General features: G+C 60.4%; 12 protein-coding genes and 1 pseudogene. 2 read left to right on the top strand and 11 right to left on the bottom strand.

Features of this window, described 5'->3' with window-relative positions; all coding sequences use genetic code 11:
* Positions 1 to 114: 114 nt before the first annotated feature.
* Together ACTJKX_RS24105 and ACTJKX_RS24110 are read right to left on the bottom strand one after the other, a co-directional pair.
* Complete coding sequence (locus ACTJKX_RS24105) at positions 115 to 993, bottom strand: LysR family transcriptional regulator (RefSeq protein ID WP_440726803.1); 879 nt, start codon at positions 991 to 993, stop codon at positions 115 to 117.
* Between the two features lie 336 nt (positions 994 to 1329).
* Positions 1330 to 2223, bottom strand: coding sequence for a LysR family transcriptional regulator (locus ACTJKX_RS24110; protein ID WP_394314960.1), 894 nt, complete (start codon positions 2221 to 2223; stop codon positions 1330 to 1332).
* A 153-nt stretch (positions 2224 to 2376) separates the two neighbouring features.
* Between ACTJKX_RS24110 and ACTJKX_RS24115 the strand changes: the two genes are divergently transcribed.
* Both ACTJKX_RS24115 and ACTJKX_RS24120 read left to right on the top strand, forming a co-directional pair.
* Positions 2377 to 3027: a hydrolase gene (locus ACTJKX_RS24115; RefSeq protein ID WP_394314959.1), complete on the top strand. Its 651-nt coding sequence runs from the start codon at positions 2377 to 2379 to the stop codon at positions 3025 to 3027.
* Between the two features lie 202 nt (positions 3028 to 3229).
* Positions 3230 to 4198 (top strand): quinone oxidoreductase family protein, encoded by a 969-nt coding sequence (locus ACTJKX_RS24120; protein WP_440726773.1) that lies wholly within the window; start codon positions 3230 to 3232, stop codon positions 4196 to 4198.
* A 730-nt stretch (positions 4199 to 4928) separates the two neighbouring features.
* On the opposite strand, the gene ACTJKX_RS24125 is transcribed toward ACTJKX_RS24120, so the two are convergent.
* From ACTJKX_RS24125 to xylB, 9 genes and pseudogenes are all read right to left on the bottom strand, one after another.
* Positions 4929 to 6131, bottom strand: coding sequence for a porin (locus ACTJKX_RS24125; protein ID WP_415085396.1), 1203 nt, complete (start codon positions 6129 to 6131; stop codon positions 4929 to 4931).
* A 1173-nt stretch (positions 6132 to 7304) separates the two neighbouring features.
* Positions 7305 to 7514, bottom strand: a pseudogene (locus ACTJKX_RS24130) (aldehyde dehydrogenase (NADP(+))); the annotation flags it as partial.
* A 101-nt stretch (positions 7515 to 7615) separates the two neighbouring features.
* Complete coding sequence (locus tag ACTJKX_RS24135; RefSeq protein ID WP_394314956.1) at positions 7616 to 8611, bottom strand: ABC transporter permease; 996 nt, start codon at positions 8609 to 8611, stop codon at positions 7616 to 7618.
* A gap of 27 nt (positions 8612 to 8638) precedes the next feature.
* Entirely contained in the window at positions 8639 to 10150 is a 1512-nt protein-coding gene (locus tag ACTJKX_RS24140; RefSeq protein ID WP_440726774.1) for a sugar ABC transporter ATP-binding protein, read from the bottom strand.
* A 68-nt stretch (positions 10151 to 10218) separates the two neighbouring features.
* The gene (locus ACTJKX_RS24145; protein ID WP_311940274.1) at positions 10219 to 11304 is read right to left on the bottom strand and encodes a sugar ABC transporter substrate-binding protein; all 1086 of its coding nucleotides are present in this window, start codon (positions 11302 to 11304) and stop codon (positions 10219 to 10221) included.
* A 229-nt stretch (positions 11305 to 11533) separates the two neighbouring features.
* Positions 11534 to 12241, bottom strand: a complete 708-nt coding sequence (gene rpiA, locus ACTJKX_RS24150; protein ID WP_394314954.1) for a ribose 5-phosphate isomerase A — start codon at positions 12239 to 12241, stop codon at positions 11534 to 11536.
* Between the two features lie 44 nt (positions 12242 to 12285).
* Positions 12286 to 13125, bottom strand: coding sequence for a MurR/RpiR family transcriptional regulator (locus ACTJKX_RS24155; protein ID WP_394314953.1), 840 nt, complete (start codon positions 13123 to 13125; stop codon positions 12286 to 12288).
* A gap of 18 nt (positions 13126 to 13143) precedes the next feature.
* The gene (locus ACTJKX_RS24160) at positions 13144 to 13815 is read right to left on the bottom strand and encodes an HAD-IA family hydrolase (protein WP_440726775.1); all 672 of its coding nucleotides are present in this window, start codon (positions 13813 to 13815) and stop codon (positions 13144 to 13146) included.
* A gap of 17 nt (positions 13816 to 13832) precedes the next feature.
* Positions 13833 to 15350 carry a xylulokinase gene (gene xylB / locus ACTJKX_RS24165; protein WP_440726776.1) on the bottom strand — a complete coding sequence of 506 codons (1518 nt, stop codon included), beginning with the start codon at positions 15348 to 15350 and terminating at the stop codon, positions 13833 to 13835.
* Position 15351: the final 1 nt, after the last annotated feature.

Below are 15351 nucleotides of genomic sequence, written 5' to 3' on the forward strand. Positions count from 1 at the left end.
GAATTATACTCCGAACATATTTATCGGCATGTTATCTGGAATCCCGATGCCGCTCTTGCACGCCGGACGGAGGGCCGAACAAGGAGCCGAACCGACCCGGGTAATGGCCTGTCGTCACTGCCGGAAATAGTCGCGCGTTTCGTTCAGGAAGCGATCGACAGCGGCACTGCGGTCGTCACGATAGAGCATCATGACATCGGCAACCGGCGCAGGCTCGACGAGGCGCCTGTAGATGATACCCGGGCGCGCCAATTCCCGTACCGCCTCCGGCACAAGCGCAATGCCAAGGCCCGCTGCGACCAAGCTCAGCAAGGAATGGGACTCGACCACTTGCTGGGAAATATTGGGAGCAAAGCCCGCTTCGACACAGCAATCCCTGAGATATCGCGCAAATCGGGAATCTTTCAGGCGCAGGAACACGAATTTTTCGTCCCGCAAGTCGGCAAGTGCAATTTCGCCATTGCCCGCCAGTGGATGCGATTGGGGCAAGGCAAGGCCAACCTTTTCGGGCCAGGCAAGCTCCGTCACAAGGGCGGGATCGCCCGTTGGTCCGCGCAGAAAGCTGATATCGATCTTGCGGGCATGGAGCGCGAGCTCCTGCTCGAGCGGCGGCATTTCCTGGATACGCACGAGGACATGGGGCATGCCCGCCTGGAACCGAGCAATCAATCCCGCAAGAGGCCCGAGAAGCACGGAACCTGTCGTAGCAAGGTCAAGCTCTCCGACCTGGCCACGGCCAATGGCATAGGTTTTCTCCACGGCCTCGTCGACCTGCGCGAGAATGGCCCCAGCATAGTTGCGAAAAGCCACGCCGGCCGCCGTCAGTTCCACGCGTCGCTTGTTGCGGACGAAGAGTTGCGTCTTCAGTTCATATTCCAGGTCCTGGATCTGTGTGCTCAGAGGCGGTTGGGAGACACCTAGGCGCGTGGCTGCTGCTGTGAAGCTGAGCTCTTCGGCGACTGCCACAAAGTAACGCAAATGACGCAATTCCACAGATGTCCCCATGTGTGAGACGACGCATCGCAACCTTGTCAGACTACGTGGGTTGGGATTGTCGTGCAATTTCGTCAGAAGCTATCCGCAGGTACCGGACGATGTGAATAGGGTTTCCGACTCACTTTTGATGAAGTTGAGGCGGCGATCGGAGTCGGTTTCACGAATTGCAACCGGTTGCAGGGGGCTCCCCGATTTGAACCTGCGCTCGTAAAATCCTGATTCTATTGAGTAGGGATCCGCAGCCAGGTCTCATGCCGTGGCGCACGACAATGACCGAAACCGCGACGTCCCTCGACATGGTACGATAGGAGCGGTTGGCCGAACCATCGAGACCTAACCGTCAAGGCCCCAAAGATCGGGGTTGCGTTTGAAATACTCGATCAGCATCTGCGTGAGCACCCGTACTTTCCGCGTGGGATACTGCCCCGGCGGGCGGACGACATAGGCGGCGCCCGGCGGTACCGGATAGCGTGTCATGATCGGAACCAGAGCGCCGGACGCCACATATTCATATGTGATGCAATCGGGGAGCCAGGCGATGCCGAGACCTGCTGCTGCCGCGGCGGCAAGTGCTATGGCGCTGTCGGCCTTGAACCTGCCTTGCGGCTGAACCGTGACGATCTTGTCGCCATCCATGAACTGCCAGGCCTCAGTTCCCTGCATGAGGGCCTGATGGGCGACGAGCTCGCCCGGAGTCTCGGGTGATCCATGCAACTCGATATAATCCGGGCTTGCGACAAGCTTGCCATGGATCGGCCCGACACGCTTCGCGACCAGGTTGGAGTCCTGAAGGTAGGCGCCCCGGATCGCGCAATCGAAACCCTCTGCGATGAGATCGACGAAGCGATCGCTGTAGGAAGTATGGATCTGAAGCTTCGGGTGCAGGCGCGCCATTTCCGCGAGCACAGGAGCGAAATGGGTGGCGCCGAAAGTAAGCGGCATGGCAACCCTCAGGCCGCCGCGCAACTCACCGGTGGGGAGGATCGCCTCCCTGGCCGTATCGATTTCAGCGCTGGCTCTGGCCGCATGGTCTCTGAACGTGGTTCCCGCTTCCGTGAGTGCCGCGCCGCGGGTCGTTCGTGAAAGAAGCTGGACGCCAAGCTCCGCTTCAATCCGGAAGAGACGCCGGCTGACGATCGACTTGGAGACGCCGAGCCGGCGCGCGGCCGCCGATACGCCCCCTGCATCGGCCACTGCGACGAATGTCCGTAGATCTTCGATGTCCAACTCGGCGTTCCTCATTTCGCGACACGGCGTGGCGGACTATGGCACTACCGCATCACGAAGAGGAACGGCAAATTGCGGCCGGCAAATATCGCCCGCCGGCGCGTGTCTCCCGCAAAACCAATGCCGCACAAAGCGGCAGCAAAGGACGCAATAATGACCTTTCGTAACGGCCTTGACTCGCTTCTTCGGCCCGAAGATTCAGTCCTCGTTCTGATCGACCATCAGCCGTACCAGCTCGCGAACCTGAACAGCCACGATCCTCACATGGTGGTCAACAATTCGACGGCTCTGGCCAAGGCAGCCAAGGCCTTTGGCGTTCCTACCATCCTAACGAGTGTGATCGCAGACCGGGGCGGTGTCATCTTCCCCCAGATCACCGACGTCTTCCCCGGCCAGGAAGTGATCGACAGGACGTTCATCAACACCTGGGAAGACCGGAAGGTAGTCGACGCCGTCAAGGCCACCGGCCGCAAGCAGTTGATCATCGCGGGCTTGTGGACCGAGATCTGCGTTGCGATGCCGACGATCCAGGCGCTCGGCGAAGGCTGGGACGTGACGGTTGTCACTGATGCGTCCGGCGGCACTTCGGTCGAGGCCCACGAGGTCGCTATCCAGCGCATGATCATGGCCGGTGCGAATATGATGACCTGGCTGGCAGTGGCTTCGGAATGGCAGCGCGACTGGGCCCGTACAGAGCATGCCGCGGAGCTTTCGGAGGTGCTGGTACAGCATGCTGCCGGCAGCGGCATTGCCTTCCTCTGGGAGCAGCAACTGCTCAAAACGCCTGTGCCGAGCAAAGGCTGATCCGGAGCCGGGATGGCGAGTTTCGCTTCGAATCCAGAGCGATCCGTATCTGGAATCTCGCCACCTCCACCTCACAGGGAAGCCTTGTGACGTCAGCGATGAATGCTATGCCCGGATGCTCGTTCCGGCGAGCGGAGGCATGGATCGATGCGGCTTATGCGCCAACCACCCGCCAAGCGGGCTGCGGAGCAGCGAGGGAACCATGAAAGCAGCCATCTATGACCACCCCGGCCCGCCCGACGTCCTTCGCTATGCGGATGTGCCCGATCCGGTTTGTCCAAACGATGGCGTCCTGATCCGCGTCGAAGCCGCCGCTATCGAGGGCGGCGACCTGATCAATCGCGCATCCACGCCTCCACCCCACCCGGCCTTCGTCGTCGGCTACGCCGCCGCCGGCGAAATTATCGCGATCGGGGAAGACGTGAAGAATCGCAAGGTGGGCCAAAAGGTGACGAGCTTCGACCTCGCCGGATCGCATGCGGAGCTGCGTGCCGTTGTCGCCAGCCGGACCTGGCCTGTGCCGGAGGGACTCGATGTGGCCGCTGCCGCAGCCCTGCCTATCGCATTCGGGACCGCTCATCACTGCCTCTTCGCGCGGGGCGGTTTGAAGCGTGGCGAAACTGTCCTCGTCCAGGCAGGCGCCGGCGGCGTCGGGCTTGCCGCCATCCAGCTCGCCCATCTGGCAGGCGCGACCGTGCTTGCAACGGTCTCCGGGCTCGAGAGGGCCGAACGCCTTGTCGAGCTCGGTCTCGATCATGCGATCGATCATCGCTCGGCCGACGTCGTCGATACGGTCATGCGTCTGACACAAGGTCGTGGCGTGGATCTCGTCCTGGACCCGGTGGGAGCCACCCTGCAAGGTTCCCTGGCGGCGCTCCGGCCCGAAGGGCGTCTGATATTCGTGGGTAACGCCGGCGGTTCGCAACTCAGTATTGATCTGTGGTCAGCACTACAGGCGAACCAATCGCTTTTCGGCGTCTTCATGGGAACGCAATTGGAAAAGCCGGATGTCTACCTCACAGTTTCCAGGATGCTGGAGTTGGCAACAACGGGGGATCTCAAGGTGATCGTGGACAGGACGTTTCCACTTGCAGCCGCCCCTGAGGCCCACGCCTATGCCGAAGGCAATTCCATTCTCGGGCGCGTTGTGATCGTCCCGGCTAGGCAATAAGCTTCGCAGATCGGGTGAAAACGCAGGCGCCTTATGGCGAACAGTGCCGGAGTGCTGCACCTTTCATCGCCCCCTTCCCGCCCCAGCTGAACATATCGACGACCTATATCGCGACGCGAAATGGCCACCGCTTCGCGGACGACGCAGTATGTCCGTACTGCACTTGATAAGGCCGACAATACCGTCAATTCAGACGCCTTCGGACCCGCTGGCAGGCCAGCGACAAGGATCTCTTTTTCCACTTGCGATGGTCTTTTGGTCGGTCCCTAGCGCTTGGCCAGTGCCCTTGAGCTCGCTTGACCAGTCCATATCGCTCGACGGACCGTCTCGTTTCGAGCGAAAGGATGCTCCATCAAAACCTGGGATCAAACATCCAAGGCCGATCGACGATGACAAACATGCGCCATCACATTTCGGTACTGAGCAATAGTCCGCATGTTTCACGGTTGCGCGTTCCCATAACAAAAAATGGCCCGGACAAAGCCGGGCCATTTCGAAAGGAAAGTTTGGAAGTCAGATATGGTTTTCTGGTCTCGCGAACCAGAACCCCATTGATACACAAATTGTTCCGTTACGCCAGAACTCAATCAACGTTTAGATCATTAAATGGCTCACATAGCTCCTAGCGTCACGAATGAACATGACCATTCACCACGGAGAATTATCTAGTATAGATGCAAAGAAGGCCCAATTTACATTGGGCCTTCAATCAGAACCTAGCTAACTAGACTCAGAAAGTCCGCTTGAGGCGAACACCGCCCTGCAAGACATTGTACTTGCTGCGGCCGCTCAATTCGCCATCGTCGATGACGCCATTGTCCAACTTGCCGTGGGTCCAGGCCACTTCACCGGCAACGGTCAGGCCCTTGACGATCGTGTAGGTCAGGTTACCTGCGATCGTGTATTCCTTCAGGCCGTATTGGCCGTTGCCCAGATAGCGGTCATACTGCGTATCGATGTAAGAACCGACGAGGTTGGCACCCAGAACCGGGGTGATATTGCCGCCGAGTTCCGCCGTGATCGACCAGCCCTTGCCACGGTCAATTCGACCACGGCTGTTCACGAAGGAATCGGAGTTTGCAATCCAAGTGGCGCCTGCGCCCAGATAGTCGAGCGCACCATCCGCATACTGACCTTCAACGATGAAGTGACCGTTGTCGATCGCAGGGATCTTGATCAAGCCGGTGGCACCGACGGCATAGCCGTACTTGTTGCTGCGACGAACGATCACCTCATTGCCGTCATCGTCCTCGTAGTTCGTTCCCGAACGAGACTGATGACCAGCCGCCTGAACGGCGATGGAGCCCCAGGATTGATCCCAACGCAACTGGGCGACGACATCGGGAACCTGCTGACCACCTTCACGGTAACCATAGAGCGTCCCGTTGATATCAACCGGCGTACTCGTCCCGCCGACGCGATGATCGCGGCCGTCTTCGATCGACAGCGTGGCGCTGAAGCCACCGCCGAACTGAGCGGTGTAGGCGATCAAGTTGACTGTGTTCTGCTCTGCATAATACGGCGCCCAGATGGTGTCGCCATACTCGTTGTCGTAGAAGCCGAAGAAGGAATGGGCGTAACCAGCGGTCAGACCACCGAACTGGATGAAGGCCTTGTCGATGGTGAAACGGTTGTCGTTATAGATGCCGCCGCGGCCCTGATTGCTGATCGGATGCGAGTCGGCATTGATCTGAAAATAGGAACGCAGCAGACCCCAGTCGGTCTCCGTACGGGCATCGAACCAGATGCGGGCCTGGGTGTTGAAGGCCGAACGATCGTCGTTGCGGCTGAAACCATTACCGGCAAAAGCGCGATAATCGGCGCGAATTTCGCCGCCGATCTTCAGGCAGGTATCGGTGCCGGGAATATAGAAAAAGCCCGGACCGAAGGCCGTGCAGACCTTCACATATTCGACGGCTTCACCCTTGGTCATGGGCAAATCAGCGGCCTGAGCGGCACCGATTATAGCGAGTCCGGCAGATGCGCCGAGGAGAAGAGACCTTATGGTCATTTGATGACCTCCGAGATAGTGCGATTTCTGATTAGAAGCGCTTTGCAGCACTTCAATCGATTGCGAGACCGTGAGCGCGTTTTTGCGCCCCCGAAAAGATTCCAAAGAACCATTCCTTAAGGTGATCGCACTTTGGGTCTCGAGACAACAAAATATGGCAATTTATCGTCACTATGGCGAATTTTAACAACTTCATGTTGCAAATTTGGCACATCATTTTTGAGACTCGAAAAATCGAAGAATTACAATAAATTATGAAGCATTTCTGGAAATTATTCTGATTTTTATGAGAATATACTGTCAAACCGAACTGAGGCCCAGAAGTCCCCCCACTTCCATCAAGGGGTGTTGATGTTTTCGCACCGGCATTCGATCGTTCGGCGATCCCGCTCTGTGTGCGCCTGAACCCGGCCTGCAATCCGAGCCTTCGCGATCTGGAAAAGGGGGATGATCGCACGAGCTTCCATATCGATCTTTCCACCCTGTATCGGCAGCCCCCCTCACCTTTCGCCTCGACGGCGCGAAGAGCGCGACCCTGAATCCCACCTCGCAAGCCATTGCCGGGGCATTCGAATTCATATGAATAGGAATTCTGATGAGAGAAGGCCTCCTAGGCAGTCAGCCTAAAGCAAAGCCACTTGCGGGCACGCCGCGATGGGGCGGGCAAAATCGATCCGCTTGTGCTGGCCTCCCGACGGCCGCTCCGCTGGCCACCGGCTCCAGGCCCATCCGTTTCAAGGCCTCGAGCGCCGCCGCTGCCTTACGGGTATGTCCCGCACCAGGCCCGCCACCACTACATTCTCTATCGCCGTCAGCTTCCCGAACCGGAAGTCATTTTCGCTCACCGCGATCCGTGTCGCCAAAACTGCCGGGCTGACGGGCCACAAGAAACGCAAGATGGCGCTCGATGCGATCCAGGCGTTCCAGGATCGCCAGGGACTCGTCTTTACCGATCTGTTTGTCGACGGCATCAAGAGAACCTTGGGAGCCGTGGGTCACTTCAGCCACCGAATCTGAATGCTCGCGATCAGGCATTGCGTTTCCTCGTATCGTTTCTTCAAAGGAAGGTTGAACTGTTGAACGAGATCTCCAGACGAGGTCCAACGGCATGATGTCGCGCCAGACATTCTGATGGCAGACCGGTCCGAGAAAGCGGCGGATCGACATCGCGCCAACCGAGATGGTCCCGAAATTCGTGCTGGCCGGATAAGGCCGGCCATGCATCATCGCGTCCGTAGCGTCGACCCCGGTCGGATAGCCGTTCATCAACAAGCGGCCTGCCTGGCGTTCCAGCGTCGGCAAGAGGCTCGTTTTCGAAGATGGCCTCCGCGGCTATCCCTTCGCCTGCGATCAGGTGCCTGCCATGTGGGACAAAGATCATGGTGCTCGCTCGTGATCGCGCAATGTCAGCCAAAATAACGAACGCGGAAGGCATCGATAGCCACGGCGATGAAGATCATCACGCCTCCGATCATGCCCACATAGAAGGAGGGAACGTTGATGATGGCGAGGCCCACTTGGATGACGGTCAACAGCAGGACGCCGCCCAGAACACCACGCACATTGCCGCGTCCACCGAAGACGCTGACGCCGCCGATGATCGGCGCCGCGATGGCATAGAGCAGATAGCTCGATCCCTGGTTCGAGGTGATCGCCATCTGCCATGATGCCAGCAAGAACCCAGCCAGACCGGCAAGGAACCCCGACATCGTGTAGGTGATGACCTTGACACGGCCGACCCGAATTCCCGCCGAATTCGACGCGACAGGATTGCCGCCAACCGCATAGATCGAACGCCCCAGCACCGTGCGGTGCAGGACGACGGCGATCATGACCAGCGCCATTACGAACACGACCGGCATGATTGGCCAGCCGCCCACCATGGCCTGCCCGATCCAGACATACCCGTCCGACATGTTGGTCAGCGTCTTGCCTTGTGTCAGCGCGAGCAGGGCCCCTTGCAGGATGATCATCATCGACAAGGTCTCGATCAGCGACACCATTTTCAGGCGCGTGATGCAGATGCCATTGAAAAAACCGATCAGGGTGGCGACCGCCAGGCCCATCAGCGCGGCGATCAGCCATGGCATCCCGAGATCGGAATAGGCAAGAGCCCCCACGGCCGCCGAAAAGCCTGCATTGGCGGGAATGGACAGGTCGATCTCCGCCACCAGAAGCGGCAGGGCCACCGCAAGCCCGAGCATTCCCAGGACGGTTGCCTGCACCATCACGTTCTGAAGATTCATGACGGTCAGGAAGTAGTCGTTGAACGCACCGAAAATGGCGACCAGCGCGATGAGCCAGATCCAGACGATATTGTGGAGGACCCACCCCAGAATTGCGTCACGGTTCAACTTGGCGGCAGGCGGGGTGACCGTACCATTGACAGTTGCCTTGCTCATACCAAACTCTCCTGTTCTCCGGACGCGTCAGGCCTGCACCGAAGAACGCAGGCGTTCGACGGTGATGGCTTCTCCCGTGAGGGTTTCCTTGATCTGGCCGTGCTCGAAGATGCAGACGCGGTCGACGGCACGTACCAATTCGTCGGTGTCGGTCGAGACGATGATGACCGAAACACCGGCGGCACTGAGTTCGTCGATGATCCGCAGCACGTCCTGCTTGACGCCCACATCGATGCCTCGGGTGGGTTCGTCGACGATCAACAGACGCGGCTCGGTGGCAAGCACGCGGCCAAGGCAGACCTTTTGCTGGTTGCCGCCGCTGAGTGTATCGACCGCATAGTCCGGATTGGGTGCCTTGACATCCATTGCCTTGAAATAGCGGTCGATGATCTCGGCTTCGGCGGCGCGATCGATGTAGCCCATGCGCGCGCGCGCCGGCAGCGAGGACAAGGCAATATTCTGTCCGATCGACATTTTTCCGACGGCACCGTCCCTGCGGCGGTCATCCGACAGAAAGGCGATCCCCGCATCGAGAGCGGCGCGAGGGGTTCGGGGCAGCCTGCGCTGTGTGCCATCGATGGCGATCGTGCCACTGGCCGGGTGCAAACCGAATATCGCCCGGGCCAGTTCTTTCGCCCCCGCCCCCGGCAGGCCGGTCAAGCCCACGACCTCGCCCGCCGCGATATCCATTGCCTTGAGGGACAGGTACCGGCCCTTGACGTCGCGCAGCGACACGTGAGGCGCCTTGCCGGCATGATCGCGTCGGTCCCGCTGGAACAGGGTCAGTCCACGGCCCAGCACGAGCTCGGTCAGTTGCTCGGAGGAGAGGGAGGCGACGTCCTCGGAACCGCCGGCAAGACCACCGTCCCGAAGCACCGACACCGCATCGCAGATCTCCAGGATCTCGTCATTGTAGTGGGAGATGAAGATGAAGGTGACGCCATCGCTCTTCAAACGACGCATGAAGTCGAAAAGCACGCGCCTGTCGGCGACGGTCAGCGCAGCCGTCGGTTCGTCAAGGATGATGACCTTGCCGCCCGAAAACATCGCCCGCAGGATATTGAGCTTGCGCCTTGCGACGGCATCCAGGCGGCCGGCCGGCGCATTGGCGTCGATGCCGGAGCCTTCGAGTATTCGTAACGCGTCCTGACGCAGGGCCTTCCAGTCGACAAAGCCGTTCTTCACCGGCCAGATGCCCAGCATCAGATTCTCGGCGGCGGTCAGGTTGTCGATGATCATGGGCTCCTGGGTCACCAGGAAAACACCGGCCTGCTCCATCGTCTTGACGTCGACATGGTGGAGCGGCCGGCCGTCCATGACGATTTGTCCGGAGGTTGGCGAGCGCTGGCCGGAAATGATCCCGACCAGCGTGGACTTGCCGGCACCGTTCTCGCCAAGAAGGCCATGGATCGTACCGCGGCGGATGCTGAGCGACACTCCGCGCAGTGCCCTGACCGGTCCATAGCTCTTCGTGACGTTGTCGATCCGCAGGATCTCGTCTTGCGCAGTTGTGGACCCACGCAAATCATGCGCCGTCATATCGCCCCTCCCAGATCATTGTGTGAGCCGGGGCGGCTATTTGCGCCCCGGAAAACCAGATTCGGGAACTATCGGTAGGCGATACCCCAGTCCTTTTCGGCAACCGCTCCCCAGTGGCGCCGGTCGTTGGCGTTGTCGCCATTGATGACGAAAGCCGGGATGATCAAGGTGGGGCCGGTCTTGCCGGCGACGAGATCGCCCTTCTCCCAGAAATATTTCTTGTTCTCATAAGTGCCGAGCGGCACATCCTCGCCCTTCAGGGCATGCTTCACGATCATCTCGACCGCGATTTCGCCATAGGCGATCGGATCCTGCGACACGCAGGCATCCATATAGCCTTCCTGGATCCATTTGAGCGCGACCGGCTCGCCGTCGATATTGATGAAGATGACATGGCCGTCCTCGCCCACCTTCTTCCAGCGTCCCTTCTGCTGCAGCGCGGTGACGATGCCACGGGAAGGCGAGTCGGAGGGCGCATGCACGGCGTCGAGGTCGGGATGCTCGGAAAGCGTGGAGAGCGTCACGGACAGCATCTGCTCGAGCTGCCCCTCGGTGGGGCGCGCCAGATATTTGATGTCAGGATATTTCGCAAAGACCGAGTCCATGCCTTCCTTGCGCAGGCGCCAGGCGACCGAAGCGAGCGCGCCATAGCAGTTCAGCACCGTGCCCTTGGGGCTTCCGTGTTTCTTGACCAGGCGCTTGACGATCTCCTCGGCGGCCATGACGCCACCCTGGAAATTGTCGAAGCTCACGGTGATGGCAACTTTCCCGCCATCCGCCGGCGTATCGATGATGCCGACCGGGATCGATTGCTGGTTGTAGCGCCGGATGGCGGAGACGATGGCCTGGCTGTCGATCGGATCGGAGATGATCGCCGACGGGCGTGAAAGCAGCAGGCTCTGCCATTGCTCGAGCTGCCGGGTGTTGTCGAAATTCGCGTTGGTCGCCTGGAACTCGCCGGAGCTTTCCTTGACGGCGCGCTTCACCGCTTCTTCCTGGATCACGAAGAAGTAGTAGTCGAGGCTCTTGTTCGAATAGGGGATCGACAGGCGGCTTTGCGCGGCGAATGCGCCCTGCCCCGTCATCATCCCCAGCCCGATCGCCGCTCCGCCCGCAAGCACGTTACGCCGGCTAATTCCCCCTCGGATCTCCATTTTGCTCTCCCTGATGCTGTTTTTTGGCGCATGTAGTATTACTAGATATTGAGTTCAACTGTCAACTGGTCGCGCGACGCGCCGTGATAGCTGCCGCGCAACTTGTGCCATGAAATTTTGAAGTTTTTAGATTTTCCTATTTTATTACAATAGGATGTAAGGGTTTTTGGTTTCGCTTCGAAAAAGAGCGGATAACACCGATCCCTTTCCTATGCGGAGTTTTACTAGATCACCGCATCTTCACGTAGGATGTTCCATCGAAACAGCCCACGACCATTCCTACTGCCTCGCGGGTGAAAAGACCGTTCTCGACCACGCCGGGTATGCGGTTCAACTCGAGCTCCAATGGTGCGGGATCGGCTATGATCGGACCGCAATGGCAATCGAGAATGAAGTTGCCGCTGTCCGTCACGACGGGCTGCCCGTCCCGTACGCGGCGCTCAATCCTGACATCTTTAATCCCGTGATCGGCGAGCATACGCCCCACCATGCGCTCGGTCTGCTTCCAGGCGAACTGCACCACTTCCACCGGCAGGGGAAACCCTCCCAGGCAATCGACGATCTTGGTCTCGTCGCAGATGCAGATCATTCGCCTGGAGGCGTGGGCGACGATTTTTTCCCACAGGAGGCAGGCCCCACCGCCTTTGATCATATTGAACTTGTGATCGATTTCGTCCGGCCCATCGATGGTCAGATCGAGTTCGCCGATATCGTTGGGATCGGTGATCTCGATACCCACCCCACGCGCGACGTCGATCGTCGAACGGGACGTCGTTGTGCAGGTCAGTTTCATTCCTGCGGCAACATGCTTGCCAAGCTCGCGCACGAAGAAATGCGACGTCGTGCCCGATCCCAGGCCCAGCTTCATGCCGTCGCGCACGAATTCCTGGATCACGCGTCGGCCCGCGACCTTCTTGGCTTCGTCCTGCGCGCTCATTCTTCCTCCTCTGGCGCAAGGTTTCGCCGCGCCTCTTCAGGGTTTCAAATCTTGTCTGTCAGCCAATTGTCGAGTGCAGGCAGCTGGTCGGGGAACTGGCTGCCGCTCGAAATGGCAATGGCGGTCACCAGCATGTTGGTGACCAGATGGTGGTTGAGACGCGATGCCAGCGGCGTCATCAGTTCCGTCCGGTCGTAGGGCAGGACGGCGACCATGGCATCCGTGACCCGTGCCAGCGGGCTCTCGCCGGCGGCGATCGAGACCACGCGTGCGCCGCGTGCCCGCGCAGCGATGGCGACTTCGACCATCTGCTTGGTATGTCCCGATTGCGAGAAGATCAGCGCGACTTCGCCGGGCCTGGCCCTTTCGGCATGCATCCATTGGCGTTGCCTGCCCAGGAGGGCCTGGCACCGCATGCCGAGGCGTTGGAACTTGTGCTCGGCGTCGAGCGCGTTCACCTCGGAAATTCCGGCTGCATAGATTCCGGTCCAGTTTGCTGCCTGAAGCACACGCGCGGCTTCCGCCACCTGTTCGGGCACCAGATCCTCGGCCAGTCTCTGGATCGCGTTCAGCGAGTTCCGGCAGGTCTTGCGCACGATGTTGTCGATGCTGTCATCAGGAATGATCTGTTCGTAGGCGAAGGGTGCCGAAGGCACGAGGCTCTGCGCCAAATGCAGCTTGAATTCCTGATAGCCTTCGAAGCCGAAGCGGCGGCAAAACCGCATGATCGTCGGGTCGCTCACCGAGCAGGTCTCGGACAAGCGCGCCATGCTCATGTGCAGCACCTCCGAGGGTGAGGCGCTGACGAAGGCGGCGACCCGCCGCTCAGCCGGATGCATCTCCTCGCGTTCTTGTAGGATACGTTGCAGCAGGCTGACGGTCATCTGGCACTCTCCTTGCCGCTATTCGGCGGCGGTGGGTCTTGGATCGTGCTGCAACAGATCGGCCAGGCGGGTCAACCGATGACCGGTGGGAACGTCGACCGAGGCGCCAGCTCCCCACGGAACAACGTAGAATGGCACACCCGCCGCCTCAGCCGTCGCGCGATCGACATTCGTGTCGCCGACATAGGCCCAGCTACCGGGCTTGAGCGCCATCGCTTCGGCGACAGCCATGAGATGGCCCGGATCCGGCTTGGAAGCAGGCACCGCATCCGCACCAATCGCCGCATCGAAGAGGTCCGCCAAGCCAAGCTGCTCCAGGACCTTGCCGGTCACTGCGTGGTTCTTGTTGGTGCAGATGCCAAGCCGCGCGCCCGCCTGGCGCAAGGCCGCCAGATCCTCCGGGACATGTGAGAAAAACTGCGTCCTGCCTGCGGGATCGTCAAGATAGGCCTGCAGATATCCTTCGAACGCCCGCTCGACCGCCTCCCCGTCATAGGCGATGCCCTTGTCCTCAAGGATATCGAGGATCAGGCGCCTCGGTCCGTTGCCGATGAATTGCTCCACATAGCGCGGATCGAGTTCCGGCCAGCCATTGGCGGCAAAGCCTTTGCTGAGGGCCGCGGCTATGTCGGGCGCACTGTCGATCAAAGTGCCATCGAGATCGAAAATGAATGCGGCGTAAATCGGCATGTCGCGAGTTCCTACGGCTACTGGTCAAAAATGGCTTCGCCGAGCGCACCGAAGGTTTCGCTCAATGCTGGATACAGGTTGCGATAGGCGCGGTGGGCGCGGGCATAGACCTGGGCAGTGCCCGGATCTGGCCGTTCCCGCGTCAGGTCGCGGCAACTGCGCGCCGCACTTGCCGCATCGGACCACACGCCAATCGCCAGGCCCGCGACAAGCGCCGCTCCGAAGGCGGCCCCCTCGGCTGCGCCGTCGGTCGTCACCACATCGCAGCCGAACATGTCGGCCTGAATCTGACGCCAGAGTGGCGAGCGCGCACCGCCTCCCGATGCCTTCACAATTTGCCCGTCGATGCCCATCGGCTTCATCAGCGCGTGCATATCGGCAAAAGCGTGGACAACGCCTTCCATCACAGCACGCGCAAGATCGCCACGCCTATGCCGAGCGGTCAGCCCGACAAAGGCACCTCTTGCCCCCGGATCGGGGTGCGGGCAGCGTTCCCCGTTGAGATAAGGCAGGAATAGCAGGCCGCGCCCGCCGGCGGGACTCTGTGCCGCCTCCGCCACGATCTGATCAAACGAGGTCAGCGCACGGTCTGCCCCAGCCCACAGCGTCTCGCGAAACCAGCCCATCGCCCCGCCGGCGTTCAGCGAAACGCCCATGCAATGCCATTTGTCCGGCGCAACATTGCAGAATACCTGCAACCTGCCGTCCGGGTTGTCCTGCGGCGAGTCGAGTGCCGCGGCAAGAATGCCGGCCGTTCCGATCGTCGACTGCAATTCGCCGGGGGCAATCACGCCGGATCCGATCGTCTGAATGACGGCATCGCCCCCGCCACCGGCGACCGGTATGCCTTCGGGCAACCCGAACAGATCGGCACCGACGGCCGAGACCCGCCCGGTGATCACCTGCGATTCAAAGACCGGCGGCAGCAGGGCCGGATCGATCCCTGCCACTTCGATCAAGCCCTTGGCCCACTGGCGCCGCCGCACATCGAAGAGCCCCGTGCCGGAAGCATCCGAGACCTCCGACGCGACCTCCCCCGTCAGCCGCAGACGCAGATAATCCTTGGGATTGAGCATCACCTTCATGCGCGCGAACAGCTCCGGCTCGTGATTGCGCATCCACAGGATCTTGCCCCCGGTATAGCCGACCAGCATCCGGTTGTTCGTGGCGGCCAGTACCCCTTCGAGCCCCCCAGCCGCCTCGGTGATCGCGGCGCATTCGGCGCCGTTGCGCTGGTCATTCCAGAGGATTGCCGGCCGCAGCACCCGATGTCCCTCGTCCAGCGGCGTGAGCCCGTGCATCTGGCCGGAAAGGCCGATGCACGAGATCTCGATCTCTGGCGCCTTGGCCAGCGCGCCGGCAACCGCCTTGCGCGCACCTTCGACCCAGAGTTCAGGATCCTGTTCCGACCATCCCGGATGCGGTTGCGATAGCGGATAAGTCTCGGTTTGCGCCGCGATGACGGCGCCATCGGCCGCAATCAACAACGCCTTGCACCCGGAGGTGCCGATGTCGATTCCCAACAGCGCCTGCATC

The organism is Labrys sp. 22185 (genome assembly GCF_052045555.1).
In the GTDB taxonomy this organism is placed as follows: domain Bacteria; phylum Pseudomonadota; class Alphaproteobacteria; order Rhizobiales; family Labraceae; genus Labrys; species Labrys neptuniae.

Bases quoted from the DNA above. Each gene is read 5' to 3' on its own strand.
- ACTJKX_RS24115 (WP_394314959.1), top strand. From the start codon at position 2,377: ATGACCTTTCGTAACGGCCTTGACTCGCTTCTTCGGCCCGAAGATTCA.
- ACTJKX_RS24120 (WP_440726773.1), top strand. From the start codon at position 3,230: ATGAAAGCAGCCATCTATGACCACCCCGGCCCGCCCGACGTCCTTCGC.
- ACTJKX_RS24125 (WP_415085396.1), bottom strand. From the start codon at position 6,131: ATGACCAAGGGTGAAGCCGTCGAATATGTGAAGGTCTGCACGGCCTTC.
- ACTJKX_RS24135 (WP_394314956.1), bottom strand. From the start codon at position 8,611: ATGAGCAAGGCAACTGTCAATGGTACGGTCACCCCGCCTGCCGCCAAG.
- ACTJKX_RS24140 (WP_440726774.1), bottom strand. From the start codon at position 10,150: ATGACGGCGCATGATTTGCGTGGGTCCACAACTGCGCAAGACGAGATC.
- ACTJKX_RS24145 (WP_311940274.1), bottom strand. From the start codon at position 11,304: ATGGAGATCCGAGGGGGAATTAGCCGGCGTAACGTGCTTGCGGGCGGA.
- rpiA (WP_394314954.1), bottom strand. From the start codon at position 12,241: ATGAGCGCGCAGGACGAAGCCAAGAAGGTCGCGGGCCGACGCGTGATC.
- ACTJKX_RS24155 (WP_394314953.1), bottom strand. From the start codon at position 13,125: ATGACCGTCAGCCTGCTGCAACGTATCCTACAAGAACGCGAGGAGATG.
- ACTJKX_RS24160 (WP_440726775.1), bottom strand. From the start codon at position 13,815: ATGCCGATTTACGCCGCATTCATTTTCGATCTCGATGGCACTTTGATC.
- xylB (WP_440726776.1), bottom strand. From the start codon at position 15,350: ATGCAGGCGCTGTTGGGAATCGACATCGGCACCTCCGGGTGCAAGGCG.